The following is a 3,609-nucleotide window of genomic DNA, read 5'->3' on the forward strand; positions in this document are numbered from 1 at the left end:
ACCACCCGTTGGCAAAACACGACCGGGTGAGCATGGCTCAACTGGCCCAGGACGCCTGGATTAATCTGCCCGGCGGCTATAACTCGGCGTTGCAAAACAGGTTCCGCAACCTGTCACTCAACGCTGGTTTTGTACCGAAGCGCAACCAGACGGTGCCAGACTCTTGGACGGTCATGCTCCTGGTTGGCGTGGGTATGGGCGCATCGTTGACACTTTCGTCAGTGGCATCTGCGGTTCCCGCGGACGACGTGAAGTTTCTGGAAATTGATGACCCCAGCAATACCCCGATTCCGCTGCGGCTCGTGTGGCGGCGCGATGCACTGAACCCGGTATTGCAAACAGTCATCGACACCGCCGAGGAGCTCTTCACTCCTGAGACATCGGTCTGATTTCGGTGTCCACGATCACCCGGACCAAAAGATCAATGCTTCATTGACATCGATCCCTGACGTTCTGCGCAATGATCCTGAAGAAGGTTGCCCAGAAAGGCTCTCGCTGGATAACGTGAACCACGTCACAGCAGAAGAATGCTGCAACAAGGTCGTTCCACATGACCACAGAGCGTATCTGCAAACTCAGGAGCATGATGCCGGGCCAAAATGCTAGTCCCAAGCGTAATACCACCAGCCGAACACTGCGCTACTTCACCACGGCAGTCGTCGGATCGTTTGCCCTCTCCGCGTGTGCCGGAACGGCTTCCGAGAATGATGCTTCGCCAACATCGGTTGAAGCCAGCCCGTTGCGACTAGCCGACGACTATGCGCCATCGCACCCGTTCGTTGAGTACGGTGCCAGCGTTTTCATCGAAGAAGCCGAGTCTGGCGGCGTACCGATCGATTACTTCCCCGCTGGACAAATGGGAACACCGGAAGACCTGGCCGTCCTTTTGGAAACCGAAGTGCTTGATGTTGGGTCAACCGCACCAGCGTACCTAGAGAGCAAGTTCCCGCTCTCCAGCGTCTCAGATCTTCCCAGCGATGTCTCTGACAGCTGCGTTGCCGCCAACGCCATGATGGACCTGCTGGGCGAAGACGGTATCTTGTACGAAGAAGAATTCAAACCACGCGGACTCCGGCCATTATGGGTTGCTGTCCTTCCCGGCTACGAGCTACAGACGGCTACCAAACGCGTTGAGTCTCCTGAAGATGCCCCCGGTCTGTTGATCCGTTCTGCAGGAGGAGCCCTCGACGCAACAACGGACCACATTGGCGCCCAAGCCGTCAGTATGCCGGGTGGCGACGCATACGAAGCAATGGCCCGCCATACCGTTGACGGCGTGGGCTTTACCTACATCAGTGCCCATCAGTACGGCCTGGAAGGCGTGGCTGATTACAGCACAGAGGGACTCAATATGGGGTCATTCGTTCTTCCCTATGTCATCACGGAAAAAGCTTGGGATAACCTGACGCCCGAACAGCAGGATAGCGTAACCCGCTCCGCAAAAGTCGCCAATAACAGCTTGTGTGAAGGCGTTAATGAGGAAACGGCTATTGCCAAACGGGAGATGGCCGAAGGTGGTCTGACATATGTTCCGATTGAAGGCGAGAATGCCGAAGCGTGGGACGAGCTGCTCGCGGGTGTTCGCGATGATTGGGCCACCAGTTTGAATGATGCCGGCATGCCCGGCTCAGAAGTTCTAGAAGCATACGATGAGGCGGTGGCCAAGTATGAGTGATACCACACATGCTATAGAAGATCCACGCACACCCTTAGATCGCACCTATGCCGCCATTGCGACGGCTTCGAAATACATTACCTTCGCAGCAATCGTGGCAATGATGGTGGTGATGGTGGTTGAGGTGTTCATGCGTTACCTGGTCCAACAACCCCTGGGTTGGAACATTTCACTGATCGAAAATGTCCTGATGCCCGGTTTGGTGTTCTTAGGACTCCCCTACGCTTATTCCACGGGAGCGCACGTTGCCGCCGAACTGGTCTATGACCGGCTGGGACCGACCTCGCAGCGCGTGTTGGACTGGCTTGCAAGATGCCTACTGGTCCTAACATCCATTCTGCTGATTTATGCCGGTCTCCAAATTACCGTCACGACATTTCTGACCGGTGAAATTCCGCCGCCGCTATCTTCAGAGATTCTTATCCCCGCCTGGGTATGGCGAACCTTTCTGCCTATCGGTGCACTCATGATGCTTGTTCTTGTACTCATCGACGCGGTGTGTCCAACGAAACATCGTGGAGGTATCGCATGATTGTGCTCCTTATTTCGCTGCTACTCGTTGTGCTCATCCTGCTTCGAGTTCCTGTAGCATTCGCTATCCTGTCGGCGGGCATCTTGGGCCTGTTGCTGACCTTAGGGCTCGCACCGACCCTTGGGGTGCTGCAAACCATTCCCCAAAGCGCTGTCGCGAGTAACTCCTTAGCGGCAATTCCACTCTTCATTCTCATGGCGCAGTTCGTCCTGCACAGTGGCGCGCTTAATAGCCTGTTCGACTCCGCTCGAGTACTCATCGGCAGAACCCGCGGCGGTACAGCGTATGCCGCGGTCGGTGCAGGCGCAGTTTTCGCCGCAGTATCGGGCTCATCGACCGCAGCCGCCGCAACGCTGGCGCACACGTCCACTGACAAGATGATCGAACAGGGTTACGATCGGAGGCTTAGCGCTGGTGTTGTCGCTTCGGCTGGCACCTTGGCAGCTATGATTCCACCGAGCATCCTGCTCATTTTCTATGCGATCACAGCCGAAACACCTGTTGGCGACACCCTCATTGCTGGCCTCGTCCCCGGGTTGTTGGTTGCTGTTGCACTGGGGATCTGTGTAGCAATCATCATTCGTGTGCGCGGGGGCTCCGCTCCGAAGGGAGAACCCAGCTCGTGGGCTGAGAAGTTCCGGAGTCTCAAAGGTCTGCTACCGATTCTGCTCTTGTTTGTAGTTGTAGTCGGGCTGGTGTTTCTTGGAGTAACGACTGCAACCGAGGCGGCCGCCATTGGTGCCCTCGGTGGTTTGATCCTGATGATCACACGGCGTAAATTCACGTGGGCTAACTTCAAAGTCGCGCTATCAGAATCTGTCTCGTCGTCGATCATGATTTTGACCATCGTGATGGCAGCTCATGTCTTTGGCCACTTCATCGTGGAAAGTGGTGTCACACCGGTCATCGCTCAAAACATTTCGGATCTGCCATGGGCCCCATGGGCAATTGTCGCTGTCATCGCTCTAGGGTATTTGTTGCTCGGATTCTTTATGGATCAAATGGCTATCATTTCACTGACGGTTCCTGTGACGCTGCCGATCGTCGAGATGCTTGGCTTTGACCCCATTTGGTTCGGCATCGTGGTCATTATTCTCGCAGAAATCGGGTTGATTACCCCGCCCTTAGGACTGAACGTTTTCGTGGTCTCAAGAGCCGCCCGTATGCCGCTGGAAGCAGTGTTCGCCGGCTCAATACCGTTCGTCTTTGCGATCCTGGCGGTGGCCATCCTGCTGTTTATCTTCCCGGATATTGTGCTCTTCTTACCGAGCTTGATGTAGGAACGTAGCAAAATAGTTATCAAACGCTTCGAACTCGTCCAACGGCAGGACGTGGCCAATGTACTGGTCGGGGCGAACGATGACGACGGCGCCGCGGTTGCGGTCGATCTCACGCAGATCAT

General features: G+C 55.6%; 4 protein-coding genes. All 4 read left to right on the forward strand.

The annotated features are described in order from the left end of the window. On the forward strand, positions 1–389 hold a 389-nt coding region (locus L0H14_RS12120; protein WP_301421957.1), incomplete at its 5' end, for a LysR family substrate-binding domain-containing protein. Between the two features lie 161 nt (positions 390–550). Continuing rightward, positions 551–1,675 (forward strand): TRAP transporter substrate-binding protein DctP, encoded by a 1,125-nt coding sequence (gene dctP / locus L0H14_RS12125; protein WP_301421958.1) that lies wholly within the window; start codon positions 551–553, stop codon positions 1,673–1,675. Beyond that, positions 1,668–2,207 (forward strand): TRAP transporter small permease, encoded by a 540-nt coding sequence (locus L0H14_RS12130; RefSeq protein ID WP_301419721.1) that lies wholly within the window; start codon positions 1,668–1,670, stop codon positions 2,205–2,207. The genes dctP and L0H14_RS12130 overlap by 8 nt, the downstream gene beginning before the upstream one ends. Further along, entirely contained in the window at positions 2,204–3,487 is a 1,284-nt protein-coding gene (locus L0H14_RS12135; RefSeq protein WP_301419723.1) for a TRAP transporter large permease, read from the forward strand. Before L0H14_RS12130 ends, L0H14_RS12135 begins: the two co-directional genes overlap by 4 nt. Positions 3,488–3,609: the final 122 nt, after the last annotated feature.

Origin of the sequence: Yaniella sp. (genome assembly GCF_030453185.1) — a bacterium.
Classification (GTDB): Bacteria; Actinomycetota; Actinomycetes; order Actinomycetales; family Micrococcaceae; genus Yaniella.

What these genes read in the sequence shown, in the direction of transcription:
- L0H14_RS12135 (WP_301419723.1), top strand. Translation starts at nt 2,204, where the DNA reads ATGATTGTGCTCCTTATTTCGCTGCTACTCGTTGTGCTCATCCTGCTT.
- dctP (WP_301421958.1), top strand. Translation starts at nt 551, where the DNA reads ATGACCACAGAGCGTATCTGCAAACTCAGGAGCATGATGCCGGGCCAA.
- L0H14_RS12130 (WP_301419721.1), top strand. Translation starts at nt 1,668, where the DNA reads ATGAGTGATACCACACATGCTATAGAAGATCCACGCACACCCTTAGAT.